Origin of the sequence: Gemmiger sp. An50 (genome assembly GCF_002161595.1) — a bacterium.
Lineage (GTDB): Bacteria > Bacillota > Clostridia > Oscillospirales > Ruminococcaceae > Allofournierella.
Genome location: NZ_NFID01000009.1, coordinates 93,212 through 108,296, shown reverse-complemented (window position 1 = coordinate 108,296; position 15,085 = coordinate 93,212). Strand labels below are relative to the sequence as shown.

13 protein-coding genes and 1 other annotated feature are annotated in these 15,085 nt (G+C 55.6%); of the genes, 8 read left to right on the top strand and 5 right to left on the bottom strand.

What is annotated here, in order from left to right:
• Positions 1-16: 16 nt before the first annotated feature.
• From B5G03_RS09610 to tyrS, 7 genes are all read left to right on the top strand, one after another.
• Positions 17-484, top strand: a complete 468-nt coding sequence (locus B5G03_RS09610; protein WP_087181488.1) for a divergent PAP2 family protein — start codon at positions 17-19, stop codon at positions 482-484.
• A gap of 32 nt (positions 485-516) precedes the next feature.
• Positions 517-2,376, top strand: a complete 1,860-nt coding sequence (gene dxs / locus B5G03_RS09605; RefSeq protein WP_087181487.1) for a 1-deoxy-D-xylulose-5-phosphate synthase — start codon at positions 517-519, stop codon at positions 2,374-2,376.
• 4 nt (positions 2,377-2,380) lie between these two features.
• Positions 2,381-3,187, top strand: coding sequence for a TlyA family RNA methyltransferase (locus tag B5G03_RS09600; protein WP_087181486.1), 807 nt, complete (start codon positions 2,381-2,383; stop codon positions 3,185-3,187).
• A gap of 33 nt (positions 3,188-3,220) precedes the next feature.
• A complete protein-coding gene (locus B5G03_RS09595) occupies positions 3,221-4,066 on the top strand; it encodes an NAD(+)/NADH kinase (protein ID WP_087181485.1) in 846 nt (281 codons plus the stop codon).
• A 5-nt stretch (positions 4,067-4,071) separates the two neighbouring features.
• The gene (locus B5G03_RS09590) at positions 4,072-4,539 is read left to right on the top strand and encodes an arginine repressor (protein ID WP_087181484.1); all 468 of its coding nucleotides are present in this window, start codon (positions 4,072-4,074) and stop codon (positions 4,537-4,539) included.
• A 36-nt stretch (positions 4,540-4,575) separates the two neighbouring features.
• On the top strand, positions 4,576-6,234 hold the full coding sequence (gene recN / locus B5G03_RS09585; RefSeq protein ID WP_087181483.1) for a DNA repair protein RecN: 1,659 nt from the start codon (positions 4,576-4,578) through the stop codon (positions 6,232-6,234).
• A gap of 40 nt (positions 6,235-6,274) precedes the next feature.
• Positions 6,275-6,517 (top strand) — a binding site (T-box leader).
• Between the two features lie 68 nt (positions 6,518-6,585).
• Positions 6,586-7,806: a tyrosine--tRNA ligase gene (gene tyrS, locus B5G03_RS09580; protein ID WP_087181482.1), complete on the top strand. Its 1,221-nt coding sequence runs from the start codon at positions 6,586-6,588 to the stop codon at positions 7,804-7,806.
• A 116-nt stretch (positions 7,807-7,922) separates the two neighbouring features.
• On the opposite strand, the gene B5G03_RS09575 is transcribed toward tyrS, so the two are convergent.
• From B5G03_RS09575 to asd, 5 genes are all read right to left on the bottom strand, one after another.
• On the bottom strand, positions 7,923-9,596 hold the full coding sequence (locus tag B5G03_RS09575) for an ABC transporter ATP-binding protein (RefSeq protein WP_087181481.1): 1,674 nt from the start codon (positions 9,594-9,596) through the stop codon (positions 7,923-7,925).
• A 99-nt stretch (positions 9,597-9,695) separates the two neighbouring features.
• Positions 9,696-10,922: a CapA family protein gene (locus B5G03_RS09570; RefSeq protein ID WP_087181480.1), complete on the bottom strand. Its 1,227-nt coding sequence runs from the start codon at positions 10,920-10,922 to the stop codon at positions 9,696-9,698.
• A 7-nt stretch (positions 10,923-10,929) separates the two neighbouring features.
• Positions 10,930-11,688 carry a 4-hydroxy-tetrahydrodipicolinate reductase gene (dapB, locus tag B5G03_RS09565; protein ID WP_087181479.1) on the bottom strand — a complete coding sequence of 253 codons (759 nt, stop codon included), beginning with the start codon at positions 11,686-11,688 and terminating at the stop codon, positions 10,930-10,932.
• A 124-nt stretch (positions 11,689-11,812) separates the two neighbouring features.
• Entirely contained in the window at positions 11,813-12,700 is an 888-nt protein-coding gene (gene dapA / locus B5G03_RS09560) for a 4-hydroxy-tetrahydrodipicolinate synthase (RefSeq protein WP_087181478.1), read from the bottom strand.
• A gap of 38 nt (positions 12,701-12,738) precedes the next feature.
• Positions 12,739-13,818, bottom strand: coding sequence for an aspartate-semialdehyde dehydrogenase (gene asd, locus B5G03_RS09555; protein ID WP_087181477.1), 1,080 nt, complete (start codon positions 13,816-13,818; stop codon positions 12,739-12,741).
• A gap of 231 nt (positions 13,819-14,049) precedes the next feature.
• On the opposite strand from asd, the gene queA reads away from it, so the two are divergent.
• The gene (queA, locus tag B5G03_RS09550) at positions 14,050-15,078 is read left to right on the top strand and encodes a tRNA preQ1(34) S-adenosylmethionine ribosyltransferase-isomerase QueA (protein WP_087181476.1); all 1,029 of its coding nucleotides are present in this window, start codon (positions 14,050-14,052) and stop codon (positions 15,076-15,078) included.
• The last annotated feature ends 7 nt before the right edge of the window (positions 15,079-15,085 follow it).

Below are 15,085 nucleotides of genomic sequence, written 5' to 3'. Positions count from 1 at the left end.
AAACGGGGAGGATGCAATGAACTGGATTAAAGAAATATATTGTTGGAACTACCTGCTGTCTGTCTCGCTCACAGCCTGGCTGATTGCTCAGGTACTGAAAACGATCATCAATTTCATCTTAATGGGAAAATTCCGGGTCGAGCGCATGTGGGGTTCCGGCGGAATGCCCAGCGCACACTCCGCCACTGTATGCGCGCTGGTGATCTCCGCCGGCCGCTCTCAGGGTACGCATTCGGAGATCTTTGCCCTTGCGGCGATTATGGCTGTAATTGTTATGTACGACGCCATGGGTGTGCGCCGGGAGACTGGTGAACAGGCCAAGATTCTGAATCAGCTGCTGACCGCTTGGCTGGATGAGGAAGCCAAGCGCACCCCCATCCTTGGCGATAAAAAGCTGAAGGAAATGGTCGGCCATACCCCCTTTGAAGTGTTCGGCGGCGCTGCCGTGGGCATCGCTACCGGTTTGCTGATCCCAATGATGTGATTGAACCACTATCTTTTTAGAAGGATTGTATCATGGCATATTCACTGTTGGAACGAATCAACAGCCCGCAGGACCTGAAACAGCTTCCTGCAGGGCAGCTGGCACCCCTGTGTGAAGAGATCCGGGCGTTTTTGATCGAAAGTGTTTCCAAAACCGGAGGACATCTTTCCTCCAATCTGGGAACCATCGAGCTTACGGTTGCAATGCATCGTGCATTCACCACACCTACGGATAAAATCGTGTTTGATGTGGGGCACCAGTGCTATACCCACAAGCTTTTGACCGGCCGCCGGCAGCAGTTCGATGTACTGCGCAAGCTGAACGGCCTTTCTGGCTTTCCCAGCCCTCGGGAGAGCGCTCACGATGCGTTCATCGCCGGTCACGGCAACACCGCCATTTCGGTGGCCATTGGCATGGCACGGGCTAAAAAACTGAAAAACGAACCCGGAAAGGTAATCGCCCTGGTGGGCGACGGCGCATTTACCGGCGGCATGGTATACGAGGGCATGAACAACATTGATACCCTCAATAACCTGATCGTGATTCTGAACGACAATAAGATGTCGATTTCCAAAAACGTGGGTTCACTGTCACGCTATCTCACCGTGCTGCGCACAAATCCGGAATATAACCGGGCCAAAGCCAACACAGAAACCATTTTGTCGGCGATTCCGCTTCTGGGCGCGCCGCTGGTTCGGGCGCTGCAGGGCGGAAAAGCGCTGCTCCGCCGCGGCTTGTATCACTCCACCATGTTCGAGGAGATGGGCTTCCAGTACCTCGGTCCGGTGGATGGCCACGATGTGATCAAGCTGACCGAGCTGTTTCAGAACCTTCACCACCAAACCGCACCCGTTTTTGTGCACGCGGTCACTGTAAAGGGAAAAGGCTTTAAGCCTGCCGAGGAGAATCCCGGCGAGTTCCATGGGGTCTCCTCCTTTAATCCCTCCCATGCGCTGGACCCGGATGTGGCGCCTGCCGCTTCTTTCTCCACCTGTTTTGGCCAGCATCTGGAATCTCTGGCCGAAAGCCGCACCAACGTGTGTGCGATTACCGCAGCCATGAAGTATGGCACCGGGCTGCAGTATTTCTACCGGCATTTCCCGGATCGGTTCTTTGATGTGGGTATGGCGGAACAGCATGCGGTAACCTTTGCCGCAGGCCTTGCCAGCCAGGGAATGCTGCCGGTGGTGGCCATCTACTCCACCTTCCTGCAGCGAGCCTATGACCAGATGATCCACGACGTGTGTCTGATGGATCTGAATGTGGTGTTCGCGGTGGACCGGGCAGGTCTTGTTCCCGGCGACGGCGAAACCCATCAGGGCATTTATGACCCCGCGTTCTTCCGTCAGATCGGTATTCCCGTCTACTCGCCCTGCAACTATGCAGAGTTGACCTACTGGCTGGAATATCTTCTGGACCAGGGAAAGGGCCCCCGCGCCATTCGTTATGCACGCGGCGGCGAGCCGGAAGCGCTTTCTGCGCTGGGCTGCAGCAAACAGCCTTATGATGTATATGCGGCTAAGGTTCCTTCCAAGACCGCTCTGGTCACCTACGGCACCCTGACCGCCGAGGTACTCAAGGCGGCACAGCTGCTGGAGCAGCAGGGAACAGCCGTGGATGTATACAAGCTTGTTCAGATCAATCCGCTTCCCAAGGGATTGTGTGAGGAACTGACCCGATACGACCACATTCTGTTCGCGGAGGAGTGCGTAGAGCAGGGCGGAATCGGTGATTCCCTGGGAGCCGCACTGTCGGAATACCGTTGGCCGGGCCATTTGACCCTGCGCGGCGTTCGCAGCGGCCGTGCGATTCCCCATGCCTCTGTGGCAGAGCTCCGAGAGTTTCTTGGGCTGGATGCTGCCAGCCTTGCAAATGCAATAGAAAGGGACTGAGCATTTGAAAATTCGATTGGATCAATATCTGTGCCAGAATGGTCTGGTGCAAAGCCGGGAGCGGGCAAAGGCTCTGATCATGTCCGGCATCGTATTTGTAAACGAGCAGAAGGCCGATAAGGCCGGCGAGATGATCTCCCCGGATGCGAAGGTGGAGGTGCGCGGCCATGACATCGGCTATGTGAGCCGCGGCGGCTTAAAGCTGGAAAAGGCCATGCGCGCTTTCCCCTTAACGCCGAACGGAAAGGTCTGCATGGACATCGGCGCGTCCACCGGCGGCTTTACTGACTGCATGCTGCAGAACGGTGCCCGCAAGGTATATGCAGTGGATGTGGGCTATGGCCAGTTGGCCTGGAAGCTGCGCACCGACGAGCGGGTCGTCAATATGGAGCGGACCAACATCCGCAACGTTACCCTGGACATGCTGGAAGAGCCTGTTGAATTTTTCAGCGTGGATGTCTCGTTTATTTCTTTGAAGCACATTTTCCCGGTGGCGCAGGCGGTTACCGCCGATCATGCCACCGGTGTATGCCTGGTTAAGCCTCAATTTGAGGCTGGCCGGGAGAAGGTGGGCAAAAAGGGTGTCGTACGTGAGCCCGAGACTCACCGCGAAGTGATTCTTCAGGCTGCGGGCTATGCGGCCGCCAACGGTTTTTCCGTACTGGGGCTGGACTATTCTCCCATCAAGGGGCCGGAAGGGAACATTGAATTCCTGTTGTTCGTGGAAAAGGCCACGGAGCAGCCCGTACTTCTGCAGGAAGAACTGGCTGACCAGATAGTCAGCGCCGCACACGGAGCTTTGGATCTGTAATCTGCAAGCGAGTCTGCGAAAGGAACGATCCGCATGACTGTTTTTATTATTCCAAACACCACAAAGCCGCGGGCGCGCACCGTGACCGCGCAGGCTGTGCGGATTCTGCACAGTGCCGGCGCAGACGTGATTCTGGCCATCGGATCTGATGTGGAGACTCTGCCCGGAGTTCGCTATCTGCCAAAAGATCAGGCATTCACTGAATGTGATGTGGTGATCACAGTGGGCGGCGACGGGACCATTCTTCACACTGCCAAGGATTGCCTGGAATATGACAAACCGATTCTGGGCATCAATTTGGGGCGAATGGGCTTTTTGGCCACCTGCGAGGTAAACGAAATGCAGGCCAAGCTTACCCGGCTTGCCAAAGGCCAGTTTCAGTGCGACAAGCGGATGCTTCTGAACGCCATTGTGGATGACGACGTATCCCATGCGCAGACTGCCTTAAACGATGTGGTTATTTATAAGGGGCATCGTCTCCAGACCATCGACTTCAACATCTACTGCGATGCGATCCTGGTGAATCACTGCTCCGGCGACGGTGTGATCGTCTCCACCCCCACAGGGTCCACTGCATACTCACTTTCCGCCGGGGGACCGATTCTGGACGCACATATTGAAGGAATCGTGGTCAGTATGATCTGCGCTCACAGCCTGCATCAACCGTCCATGGTTTTTGCGGCTGACCGCTGCATCCGCATCGAAGTGAATGCAAAGGGACGAAACGAGATTTTTATCAGTACGGACGGGGAAGAGGAACGGCTTCTGCGGGACGGAGGTCATGTGGAAGTGGAGCTTTCCCGCCAAAGTATCCGCCTGGTCACCTTTAGCCTGGCTGATCAGTTTGACGCTATCGACAGAAAATTACGAGGGAGGTAACGCCGGTGAAAGGTGAACGCCATAACAAAATTCTTGAATTGATCCAGCAGCACGCAATCGACCGGCAGGAGGATCTGCTGCGCTATTTGAAGGATGCCGGCTTCCAGGTCACGCAGGCCACCGTGTCCCGCGATATCCGGGAGCTGCATCTGGTCAAGGTCGCCGCGGGCGGCGGGCAGTACCGCTATGTATCCGCGGCCGCAGCCGGCAGTCAGCAGGTGCATTCACCCGGCCGGTTCGAAATGATTTTCCGGGAGTCTGTGCTCAAACTGGACTACGCGGGCCATACTGTTCTGGTCAAGTGCTTTTCCGGTATGGCCAATGCTGCCTGCGAGCTGTTCGATTCCATGAAATGGGAGGAAGAGGTCGTCGGAACTCTTTCCGGCGATGACACCTTCCTGATCCTGATGCGCACCGAGGCAGACGCCCAGCATCTGTGCCAGACTCTGAGCCAGTATGTTGCCAAGCGCTGATCGGATCGCTATCACAGGAAGGATTGATCTGGTTCCATGTTAACCTCATTACGAATTGAAAATGTGGCTGTGATCGAAAAGGTACAGGTGCAGTTCACTGCCGGGCTGAACGTCCTGACCGGTGAAACCGGCGCAGGCAAATCGATCCTGATCGACTCCATCAGCGCCATTCTGGGCAATCGGATCAGCCGTGATCTGGTTCGCACCGGTGCGCCGAAGGCCTGCATCTGGGCCACCTTTGACCAACTGCCCAAGCAGGTGAAGATGCAGCTGGAACAAGCCGGTTATGACGCAGGTGAAGAGCTTCTGATCTACCGCGAGATCACAGCGGAGGGCAAAAGCCATTGCCGCATCAACGGTATGCCCGCCACTGTATCCGTCCTGCGGGATATCACCGCCGGGCTGATCAACATTCACGGCCAGCACGACAGTCAGGGTCTGACCGACCCTTCAAAACATCTTGGCATTCTGGATGCCTTTGCCCAGAATCAAAACGAATTCAATGCATACCGCAAGGTGTATAAGGAGCTCATCGCGGTGAAGCGGCAGGCCGACGCGCTGCAGCTGGACGAAGCGGAAAAGCAGCGGCGGATGGAACTGCTCCGTTTCCAGCTGAACGAGATCGAGGATGCCGCGTTGCAGATCGGCGAGGAAGAGCGTCTGATCGCCCGCCGCCAGATCGTTTCCCACGCGCAGACCATCCTGGAGCAAATTGCTTCGGCGCACAGTGCGCTTTCCGGTGGGGACGAGTTCTCTGGCGCCGCTGATCTGCTGGGTGGTGCAAATGGAGCGCTGGAGCAGGCCGCCGTTCTGGATGAATCCCTGCAGCCTCTGCAGGAGCGTCTGGCGGACTTGTACTACAGCGCCCGGGAGCTTGCGGTGGATCTGGCCTCCCGTCTGGATGACTATGGCTTTGACCCGGCCGAGCTGGACCAGCTGGAACAGCGGCTGGATACCATCTACCGGCTGAAAAACAAATACGGGGCCGACTCGGTGGAGGAACTGCTGCATATGGCGGAGAAGTCCCGCGAAGAACTGGAGCATATCGAGCGGGCAGACGAGACCCTGGAACAGCTGAACCAGCAAAAGCAAGCGTTGTACAAGGAAGCCAAGCTTCTGGCGGAAAAGCTCACCCAGACCCGTCTGAACGCCTTTGAACGGATGGAACAGCAGCTGGTGGAAGCATGCACCTTCCTGAACATGCCCGGCACCCGTTTTGTGCTGCAGCACAGCCGCGGCCCTCTGGCAAGTTCCGGTCAGGATACCGTGGAATTTTATATTTCCACCAACCTGGGCGAAGCGCCGAAGCCTCTGGCGAAGATCGCATCCGGCGGTGAGCTTTCCCGCATCATGCTGGCACTGAAAAGTGCGCTGGCGGAAAAGGACGCCATTCCCACTGTTATTTATGACGAGATCGATACCGGTGTTTCCGGCCTTGCCGCTGGACGAATCGGTGAAAAGCTTCGCCAGACCTCCAAGGGGCGGCAGGTGCTCTGCATCACTCACACTGCACAAATCGCTGCACTGGCTACCAGCCATCTGCTGATTCAGAAAAACGTGGAGGGACAGCGTACCTTTACCCAAATCCACCCGCTGGACCAGGCAGGCCGTGTGCAGGAGCTGGCACGCATCATTTCCGGCGACCACATCACCGATCTGAGCCTGGCCAACGCCCGGGAGATGCTGTCGCTCTAACCCTTGACAACGCAAATGCTTTGCGCTATACTGCTAAATATCAAATGCAACGACGGGAACAAGTAGTTGCTTCGTTTGCGGCACAGAGAAGCCCTGGTTGGTGAAAAGGGCAGCGCGGCGGATCAATGAATACCTCCCTGAGCAGCAGGCTGAACGCCCTGTGGCAATTAGGCTGTGCCGTGTGCGCCCGTTACCGCGCAGGAGTGTTGCTTTGCACTCCGCAAGGCCCGTTTTCGTGAGGAGCGGGCGAATAGAGGTGGTACCGCGATTTTTCGCCCTCTGCCAAATTCAGGTTTGGCAGAGGGCTTTTTCTATGCCTTTTGCCGCAATGACACAGGAGGAGAACACACAATGACTTTGTACGACGAACTGGTTGCCCGCGGCCTGGTTGCCCAGGTGACCGACGAAGAAGAGATCAAGGACCTGATCAACAACGGTAAGGCCACTTTCTACATCGGCTTTGACCCCACTGCTGACTCTCTGCATGTGGGCCATTTCATGGCGCTGAACCTGATGCGCCGGATGCAGCGTGCAGGCAACCGCCCCATCGCTCTGATCGGCGGCGGCACGGCCATGGTAGGCGACCCCTCCGGCCGTACCGACATGCGCAGCATGATGACCACCGAGACCATTCAGCACAACTGCGAGTGCTTTAAGAAGCAGATGAGCAAGTTCATCGACTTTTCGGACGGCAAGGCCCTTATGCTGAACAACGCCGACTGGCTGATGAAGCTGAACTACATTGAGCTGCTGCGGGAAGTTGGCCCCTGTTTCTCGGTCAATAACATGCTGCGGGCGGAATGCTACAAACAGCGCATGGAGAAGGGCCTGTCCTTCCTGGAATTCAACTACATGATCATGCAGTCCTACGATTTCTACCACATGTTCCAGGAGCTGGGCTGCAACCTGCAGTGCGGCGGCGATGACCAGTGGTCCAACATGCTGGGTGGTACCGAGCTGATTCGCCGTAAGCTGGGCAAAGACGCCTACGCCATGACCATCACTCTGCTGCTCACCTCGGAGGGCAAGAAGATGGGCAAGACCCAGAAGGGCGCCGTGTGGCTGGACCCCGAAAAGACCAGCCCCTACGAGTTCTACCAGTACTGGCGTAATGTGGATGACGCCGACGTGCTCAAGTGCCTGCGCATGCTCACCGATGTTCCCCTGGAAGAGATCGACGCGATGGCCGATTGGGAAGGCAGCCAGCTGAACAAGGCGAAAGAGCTGCTGGCCTTTGAGCTGACCAAGCTGGTCCACAGCGAAAAGGAGGCTGCCAAGGCGCAGGAGACTGCCCGTGGTCTGTTCAGTGGTGCTGCCGACATGGCCAACATGCCCAGCACCACTCTGACCGCCGATCAGCTGCAGGATGGCCGCATCGGCATTCTGGACCTGATGATGGCTGCCAAGCTGGTTCCCAGCAAGCGTGAAGCCCGTCAGCTGATCCAGCAGGGCGGCATTCTGCTGGACGGCGAAAAGGTTTCCGATCCCACTCTGCCCGTTACCGCCGAGCAGCTGGCAAACGGCGTTGTGATCAAGAAGGGCAAGAAGACCTACCACAAGGTTCAGCTGTAAGCGCTGCCTCTGGTAAAGTAAAGTCTAATGAAGAAACCGGCGTGCGGCTCTTTGTGATGCCGCACGCCGGTTTTCTGCATAGCAAAGGCCGAGACAAAAGCCCCGGCCTTTTTCGTTTACAAAGTTCCGATTCTGGAAAGCTTTGCGTATTCACCATTCCGCGCGATCAGTTCATCGTGCGTGCCCTGCTCCGAAATCCCCCGATCGGACAGCACATAGATCCGGTCGGCATTGCGAATTGTGGACAAGCGATGCGCAATGACAATCGATGTGCGATTCTGCTTCAGCTGCTCAATGGATGCTTGAATGATCTCTTCGCTCTCGTAGTCCAGCGCGCTGGTGGCTTCATCCAGGATGAGAATCTTGGGATTTTTCAAAAAGATCCGCGCAATGCTGATCCGTTGCCGCTGCCCGCCGGAAAGCATGATTCCTCTTGTACCAACAATGCTGTCGTATCCATGCTCCAGAGAAAGGATGAATTCGTGGATATTAGCCAGCTTGGCTGCCTCCACGATTTCTTCATCGGTGGCATCTTTACGCCCATAACGGATATTCTCCCGAATCGTCCCATTGAAAATATATACCTCCTGCCGAACAATACCAATGTGTTTTTGCAAATCGCTCAGCAGCAGGTCACGGATATCGACCCCATCAATTCGAATCTGTCCCGCGCAAACATCATAGAATCGGGCAATCAGGGAAGCGACAGTCGTTTTTCCGATACCGGACGCTCCGGCAAAGGCCACAGTCTGACCACTCTGAATCCGAAAGGAGACATCCTCCAGCACATTGTCCGGCGAATCCTCGTAATGGAACGAGACCTTATCGAAGACAATTTCTCCGGTCGGATTGGGCAGGGGAACGGCATCCTTTGCTTGCTGCACTGCCGGATGTATCTCCATCATATCCATAAAGCGGATAAAGCTGGCTTTACCTTCTTCGAATAACCGCATAAAGTTCAACATGGTCCGAATGGGCTCTGCCAGACTCCCGGCATACAGCAGGAAGGTGACCAGAACCGCCGCGTTCAGGCTTCCCCGCGCAATAAACAGGGAGCCGAAAATCACCACCATCATCGAAAGAAACTGCGGATAGGCCTCCACTGTTTCGTAAAAGTAGGCTTCCAGCTTGTAGAAGATGCACTTGCTTTCAGTATAGCGTGCATTCTGTTGCCGGAACTGTTTTCCATGCTCAGCTTCTTTTCCGAAGGCTTTCACTGTTCGTATCCCTGAAAGGGTATCCTCCGCATACTCGTTCAGCTCAGAAAGGTGCCGCTTGTTTTGCAGCAGGCAACGCTCCATTCGCTTATCTGTGTAGTATGCAGCAATGCCCAGAAACGGCAGAGCCAGAAAAACGATCAGTGTCAGGGGAACGTGAATGCTTAGCATGATGACGAACGCACCAACAAATTTGATCAGTGTCATCAACAGATCTTCCGGAGCATGATGGAACAGCTCAGTCATGTTGGTCAAGTCGTTGGAAAGGACCGTCATCAGCTTTCCTGTACTGTTTCTCGCATGGAAATCAAACGACAGGGATTCGTAGTGGCAAAACAGCTCGGTACGCATAGTCTCTTCCATCTTTGCTCCCATGGAATGGCCAAAATACGCATACGTAATATTGCTGATCACCTTTACTACAGTCAGCACCACCAGAAAGAAAGCGGCGCCAATGAGCTTGCTTTTTGTGGTGCTGTCCCACTGGGCAAGGACCTCTCCGGTCAGATACCCGGAAACCAAAGGGAACAGCAGCACACTGCAGGCGCTGAGTGCTGCAAAAAACATATCCATGAGGAATATGTTCCGGTGAGGCTTGTAACAGGATAAAAACTTTCGAGCACGTTGTGCGGCATGCCGCTGTTTTGGAGTCTGCTCTTGACATAATAGAGTTCATTCAGGAAGTGCCAGGAATTCCGGGTCCACATTTTCCTGAAGCATGGAAGTGATATAGTTGAGCGAAAAGCCCGGGAAGTTACCGCTCACACCGTGGGCTGCAGCAAGCTCGTCGGTGTAATCCCTGAGCAGATACATGCGGATGTTGGCATAATGGGCATCGTAGTGATTGACCGTTGGGTAGAACAACGGTTCCCGAATCGCCGTACTGCTGCTGCCATCCGGCTGAGTGGTCTTTTCCACCGTAAAGGTAAGGATCAGCCCTACCATGGTGTCCGCTGTAGATTGTGCGTTCAAAAAATTCCCCAGGGAATAAGCAACAAAAGTCTGCCGGCCATCCGCCGTGGTAAGCCACTGCGCGGTCTGCACCACATGAGGATGAGTACCAATAATTACATCTGCGCCCCAATCGGCCATTTTTTGCGCCAGATCTCTCTGCGCTTGTGTGACCGAGTGGCTGCCCTCCACGCCCCAATGCACGCTGACCACAACCAAGTCCGCCTCGCTGCGCGCCTGTTCCAGCATCTGCTGCATCACATCCAGCTCACTGGTGTAAATCACATGGGCAGGCGCACTGGCGGGCGTATTGATTCCGTTGGTGTGTTCTGTAAATCCCAGATAGGCAATCTTCACACCATCCACCGTCTGGATTACAGGCGCAGCAGCATCCTCTGTGTACAGCCCGGCGGTTGTCACATCCTCTGGCATGGCAGACCAGAAGTCCATGGTCGCCTGCAGCCCCTGTGCACCCTTATCGTAGGTGTGGTTGTTGGACAGGTTGAACACGCGGAAGCCCAGGTCGTACAGCTGCCGCCCCATGTCACCGGGTGTGGAGAAGCACGGGTAAGTGCTGGGCTCCAGTGTATCGGTCACCAGCGTTTCCTGGTTGATCCAGTTCACATCAAAATCACTGTAAAAGGACTTCACATTTTCATAGCAGTAGGAAAAATCATAGCCGTCCGCTCCGTTTGCCTGTGCCCGCCGCTTTGCCTGCTCATAGATACCGTTGTGGATCAGATTATCACCAGTGGCAGAAAAACGAAGCGTCTGTACCTGCGGCCCCGGCGTGGGAGTAGGGGAGGGAAGTGCTTCCGGCTCCTGTTCCAGCGCCGATTGAGCAAATACCGGTCGTGCTTCTGTACCGTTTCGGAAGAACCATACCGCACAAAACAGCAAACAGCATACAGAAACCAGCATCAGAACTGCAGCAATCGTACGTTTCATAATACCCTCACAGCAGAGATCGCATCAGGTCTTTCATGTCGTAAAGGCCGTTTTTCTGACCGGTAAGGAAAATCGCCGCGTTGATCGCGCCGTTGGCAAAAACAGCGCGGGACCCTGCGCTGTGGGAGAGCGTGATCACTTCATCCGGGCCGCAGAACAGGATTTCATGGTCACCCACAATGCTGCCGCCGCGAATCGCATGCAGCCCCAGCTCGTGGGGGTCCCGCTTCTGGCGCACGGAGTGACGGTCATAAACATAGTGATACCGGTTTCCGGTAGCTTCATTGATCTCATCGGCCAGGAGAAGTGCGGTTCCGCTGGGAGCATCCACCTTGTTGTGGTGATGCTTTTCAATGATCTCAACGTCGTAATCCATGCCCAAAGCCTGGGCGGCCTTCTGGGCCAGCTCTGCCAGCAGGTTGATGCCCATAGACATGTTGGCGCTCTTGAAGACCGGAGCCTTTTCCGCAGTCTGCTGAATCAGCTCTCCGCATTCCTCATCCAGACCGGTAGTGCACACCACACAAGCGGTGCCGGTGCTCTGGCAATAGCGCAGCGCGGATTTCGTGGCCTCAGGAGTGGAGAAATCGATGATCACATCCGCCTTCACGTTCAGCTCCTCCAGACTGGCTGCCACAGGGATCGAACCGCTCTGTGCGGAAACATCCACACCGCCTACGATTCGGCAGTCATCCCGCTGGGCAATCAGCTCACACAGCACCTTTCCCATCCGTCCATTGATACCCTGAATGATAATATCCGTCATTTTTCGTACTCCCTTTTGTAAAAATGCCCGGCGAAAGCGCAGGTGCGGCAAACAGCTTACGCCGTTGCTTCTGCGGCCAGCCGCCGGGCAGAAATTTATACGGTTATAACAGGTTTATTCCGAATCAAAGCAAACCGGTATCCCGCAGCGCTTTTTCGATCCGGGCCAAGTTTGCTTCACTGGGCTCAACCAAAGGCAGCCGACAATCACCGGCATCCCAGCCCAGCATATTCATTGCAGCCTTCACGGGGATCGGGTTCACATCGCAGAACAACGCGCTGCACAGCTCGCTGAGCTCCAGCTGCATTGCTGCACTCTCTTTGGTTTTACCGTCAAACCAGAGCTGGCACATCTGGTGCATCTGAGCGGGGGCCACATTGGCTGCCACCGAAATCACACCCTTGCCGCCAACCGAGAGCAGGGGAACCACCTGATCGTCGTTGCCGGAATAGAGCGGCAGCTCCTCACCGCACAGTGCCGCAATCCGTACCACCTGTGCAATATTGCCGCTGGCCTCCTTGAGTCCCCGGATCATGGGATGACGGGAAAGCTCCAGAGCGGTTTCCGGCTGAATGTTTACCCCTGTACGGGAAGGCACATTATAGATGATGGCAGGCAGATTGGCGGAATCCGCAATTGTGAAAAAGCTCTTCACAAGCCCGGCCTGACTGGTCTTGTTGTAGTAGGGAGTAACCAGCAGCAGTGCATCCGCGCCCAGTGCGGCAGCCTCTTTGGACATCATCACCGCATGAGCGGTGTTGTTGGATCCGGTCCCGGCAATGACCGGAACACGGCCCTGCACTGCCTCCACCACGCAGCGGATGCATTCCAGATGCTCGTCGTCCTCCAGCGTGGCGGATTCACCCGTGGTCCCGCACACGACCAGCGCGTCCGTGCCGCTTTCCACCTGAAACTCGGCCATCTTTTTCAATTCCGCAAAATTCACGGAGCCATCGTCGCACATCGGGGTAATCATGGCAACCGCACTTCCGGTGAAAATAAGCTCTTTCATCGCTGTCATCTCCTTTGGTTCAAATCAATTGGCTCAAATCAATCCAGATAGCCCTTCGCTGCCAGCAGCTCTGCCAGCAGCACGCCGCCGCCTGCAGCTCCCCGCAGGGTGTTATGGGAAAGGCATACAAACTTGTAATCGTACTGAGTGTCTTCACGCAGACGGCCGATGGATACCGCCATACCGTTTTCCAGATTCCGGTCCAGCTTGGTCTGCGGGCGGTCATTTTCCTCAAAATAGTGCAGGAACTGCTTGGGTGCGCTGGGCAGCTCCAGGTGCTGCGCCTCACCCTGGAATGCAGCCCACCGCTCCAGGATCTGCTCCTTGGTGGGTTTCTTCTCAAAGCTCATGAACACAGCAGCCATATGACCGTCGGACACGGGAATGCGCAGGCACTGAGCAGTGATGGCAGGGGAGGCAGCCTTCACAATGCGGTCGCCTTCCACATGGCCCCACAGCTTCAGAGGCTCCTGTTCGCTTTTCTCTTCCTCGCCGCCGATGTAGGGGATGCAGTTATCCACCATTTCGGGCCAGGTCTCAAAGGTCTTGCCTGCGCCGGAAATGGCCTGATAGGTGCATACCAGAACATTCTTCAGACCGAACTCCTCCCGCAGGGGATGAAGCGCGGGAACATAGCTCTGCAGAGAGCAGTTGGATTTCACTGCAATGAAGCCTCGGGTGGTACCCAGACGGCGGCGCTGTGCCTCGATAATCTGAGCGTGATCTGCGTTGATCTCCGGCACGATCATGGGCACATCATCGGTAAACCGATTGGCACTGTTGTTGGAAATCACCGGGCACTCTGCCTTGGCATATGCTTCCTCCAGGGCCTTGATCTCATCCTTCTTCATGTCCACAGCGCAGAACACAAAGTCCACCTTTTGGGCGACTTCCTCCACGTGGGAAGCATCCATTACAACAAGCTTTGCAGCATTCTGCGGCATCGGAGTAGGCATGGCCCAGCGGGCGCCAACGGCTTCCTCGTAGGTCTTGCCCGCAGAACGGGGAGACGCAGCCACGACGACCAGCTCGAACCAAGGATGGTTCTCCAACAAGGAAACAAACCGCTGACCAACCATTCCGGTGGCGCCAACAACACCAACTTGATACTTTTTCATCGCTTACATCATCCTTTCCGTTTCCCTCCCGGCATTTTCATACCTATGCCGGACCCCTTTCAGGTTATATCCGAACAATACCGCCGGATATAAAAAAAACCGGCTTGAAAACCGGCAACGTATGCAATATAATAAATTAGATTGCATAACACATGCACAGCGGTTCTGTGCTTTGTTCTAACTATAGCATTGCCGGCAGGTAATGTCAATGTAAGGAGAGGCAATATTTCTATGCTGAAAAAAGATTTCTGGTTCGACCTGCCGCAGGAATTGATCGCGCAGGAACCCTGCAGCCCCCGCGACGCTGCCCGGCTGATGTGCCTGGACCGTTCCAACGATCAGATCCAGCACCGCATCTTCCGGGACCTGGTGGATCTGCTGGAGCCTGGCGACCTTCTGGTGGTGAACAACTCCAAGGTTTTGCCGGCCCGCCTGATCGGCCAAAAGGAACACACCGGCGCGGTGTGTGAGCTGCTTCTGCTCCGGCAGGAGAGCAACGACGTTTGGGAATGTCTGGCACGCCCCGGTAAACGGCTCAAGCCCGGTATGCGCATCCTGTTTGGCGACGGCTCTTTGGTTGCCACGATTCAGGAGACCAAAGAAGACGGCAACAAGCTGGTTTCCTTCCAGTACGACACCCAGACCCTTTACGAAAAGCTGGACGAGTTCGGCAAAATGCCGCTTCCTCCCTATATCACCAAGCAGCTGGAGGATCAGAGTCAGTATCAGACCGTATATGCCAAAGAACTGGGCAGCGCGGCAGCACCCACTGCAGGCCTGCACTTCACCCCGGAACTGATGCAGAAGCTGAAAGAGAAGGGAATCGGTATTACTGAGGTCACCCTGCATGTGGGCCTCGGCACCTTCCGCCCGGTAAAGGAAGACGAGATCGAGGATCACCTGATGCATTCGGAGTGGTACAGCGTGAGCGAGGAGACCGCCCGTCTTATCAACGAAACCAAAGAAGCAGGTCACCGGGTCATCGCCGTTGGCACCACCAGCTGCCGCACCTTGGAATCGGTGGCCGCCAAATACGGCAAAATCCAGGCCTGCAGCGGCGACACCAGCATCTTTTTGTATCCCGGCTGCAAGTTCCTGTGCCTGGATGGTTTGATCACCAATTTCCATCTGCCGGAAAGCACCCTGATCATGCTGGTCAGCGCCTTCTATGGATACGAAAAAACCATGGCAGCCTACAAGACCGCTGTGGAGCAGCGTTACCGCTTTTTCAGCTTTGGCGATGCCATGCTGATTCTTTGATTGTATA

Excerpts from the sequence above, each read along its gene's own strand:
- dapB (WP_087181479.1), bottom strand. The coding sequence starts at position 11,688 with ATGACGGATATTATCATTCAGGGTATCAATGGACGGATGGGAAAGGTG.
- recN (WP_087181483.1), top strand. The coding sequence starts at position 4,576 with ATGTTAACCTCATTACGAATTGAAAATGTGGCTGTGATCGAAAAGGTA.
- queA (WP_087181476.1), top strand. The coding sequence starts at position 14,050 with ATGCTGAAAAAAGATTTCTGGTTCGACCTGCCGCAGGAATTGATCGCG.
- dapA (WP_087181478.1), bottom strand. The coding sequence starts at position 12,700 with ATGAAAGAGCTTATTTTCACCGGAAGTGCGGTTGCCATGATTACCCCG.
- B5G03_RS09610 (WP_087181488.1), top strand. The coding sequence starts at position 17 with ATGAACTGGATTAAAGAAATATATTGTTGGAACTACCTGCTGTCTGTC.
- B5G03_RS09575 (WP_087181481.1), bottom strand. The coding sequence starts at position 9,596 with ATGGATATGTTTTTTGCAGCACTCAGCGCCTGCAGTGTGCTGCTGTTC.
- dxs (WP_087181487.1), top strand. The coding sequence starts at position 517 with ATGGCATATTCACTGTTGGAACGAATCAACAGCCCGCAGGACCTGAAA.
- asd (WP_087181477.1), bottom strand. The coding sequence starts at position 13,818 with ATGAAAAAGTATCAAGTTGGTGTTGTTGGCGCCACCGGAATGGTTGGT.
- tyrS (WP_087181482.1), top strand. The coding sequence starts at position 6,586 with ATGACTTTGTACGACGAACTGGTTGCCCGCGGCCTGGTTGCCCAGGTG.
- B5G03_RS09570 (WP_087181480.1), bottom strand. The coding sequence starts at position 10,922 with ATGAAACGTACGATTGCTGCAGTTCTGATGCTGGTTTCTGTATGCTGT.
- B5G03_RS09595 (WP_087181485.1), top strand. The coding sequence starts at position 3,221 with ATGACTGTTTTTATTATTCCAAACACCACAAAGCCGCGGGCGCGCACC.